Annotated in this window: 1 protein-coding gene; it reads left to right on the top strand. The window is 69.3% G+C overall.

Going from position 1 to position 1,682, the window contains the following annotated elements:
• Positions 1–248: 248 nt before the first annotated feature.
• Positions 249–1,517, top strand: coding sequence for a PrsW family glutamic-type intramembrane protease (locus ABTZ89_RS38520; RefSeq protein WP_270947358.1), 1,269 nt, complete (start codon positions 249–251; stop codon positions 1,515–1,517).
• Positions 1,518–1,682: the final 165 nt, after the last annotated feature.

The raw sequence follows: 1,682 nt of genomic DNA, 5'->3' as shown, positions 1-1,682 counted from the left end.
TCCGGCCCGGCCGGTCCGGCGCGCGGCGGTGTCGGCCTTCGGGTTCGGGGGCACCAACTTCCACTGCGTGCTCGAGGAGCACCTCTCCGGCGACGGATCCGGAGGGCGCGCACGCCGAGGGGACCTCGGTGAACGACCTGCTCGCGGCGTACGGGAACGCCTCCGACACGCAGCGGCGGAGGCGGCGACGCGCCTGAGAAGGTGACTGTCCGGGCGGCGCCGGACTCCCTTCAATAGGGTTTTGTCCCGTGTCGAGTCCTGATCTCCGGAGGCCCGCGCCCGATCTCTCCGGCGCGCGCAAGCTCCAGACCCGCAAGCACCACGCCGTCGGTTGGCCGGTCGCCGGCCTGATCGTGCTCGGGATCTGCGGATTGGTGATGGCCGGTGTCACCACGTCCCGGGTCGGTCTGCTGCCCGCGCTGGTCGGCGCCATAGCCGCTCTGCTGCCGGTCGGCGTCGTGTTCGCCGCGATCATCTGGATCGACCGGTGGGAACCGGAACCGCCGATGCTGCTGCTCGGTGCGTTCCTGTGGGGCGTGGGCGGGGCGACCGCCTGCTCGCTGCTGCTCAACGACACCGTCATCCAGCTCGTCGACACCCTGTTCGGCGGCGGCGACCAGAAGTTCCTCCTGACCGCGGTGATGGGGCCGCTGGTGGAGGAGGGCGCGAAGGCGCTGTTCGTGGTCGCGCTGTGGTTCAAGCGCCGCTCGGAGTTCAACGGGATGGTCGACGGCATCGTCTACGCGGCGCTGACCGCGGCGGGCTTCGCCTTCACCGAGAACATCCTGTACTTCGGCAAGGCGTTCGCGATCGACGGCATGGGCAGCTTCGGCGGCGGCGTGGTGGCGGTGTTCATCATGCGCGGCGTGCTGGCGCCGTTCTCGCACCCGCTGTTCAGCGCGATGTTCGGCATCGGCATCGGTCTGGCCGCGCGCACCGACGACAAGCGGCTGCGCCCGGTCTACTTGCTGGGCGGGTTCGCGGCGGCGTTCCTGCTGCACGCGGTGTGGAACGCGGCGACGCTGCTCGGCGGCGCGGAGTTCCTCAACGTCTACTTCCTGATCATGGTGCCGATCTTCCTGGGCACCTTCGGGCTGGTGGTGTGGCAGCGCAAGCGCGAGCAGCGGATCGTCATCGAGCAGCTGCCGGTGCTGGAGCGGGCCGGGCTGATCGCGCGCAGCGAGATGGACATGCTGGCCACGCTGGCCGGCCGGAAGGGCTGGCTGCGCAAGGTGCGCCGCAGGGCGGGGCACGAGGCGGCCAAGGCGGTCCGCGACTACCAGATCGCGGTCACCGAGCTGGCGTTCCTGCAGCACCGGGCGTCCGAGGGCCGCACCACCAGTGCGGCCCGCCGGTCCCGCCGCGAGGAGCTGATCGAGGACCTCAAGCAGGCGAGGCGCTCGGCGGCGGGCACCCAGCAGGCGATCAAAACGGCCCGAATCAAGCTCGACGAGCTGACCCAGCACAACCTCAGGCGCCCGATTCCCAAAACCCCGCCCCAACGCACCCGCGACTGACGAGCGCAGTTCCAACCGAGGTGGGCAGGCCGTCCGCTCGAGTGCCGCGGATCCTTCGCGCACCGAGACCCGCAGTTTCAATTGAAACTGTGATCCGCCGTGGGTGGGATTTACAGTTTCAATTGAAACTGTAAATCTACACCTGGCGACGAACACCGGATCAGG

This window comes from Saccharopolyspora sp. NPDC002686 (genome assembly GCF_040295745.1).
GTDB classification, from domain to species: domain Bacteria; phylum Actinomycetota; class Actinomycetes; order Mycobacteriales; family Pseudonocardiaceae; genus Saccharopolyspora; species Saccharopolyspora oryzae.
Note: the sequence above shows the minus strand (reverse complement) of the source record. Positions and strands in the feature narration are given on the sequence as shown.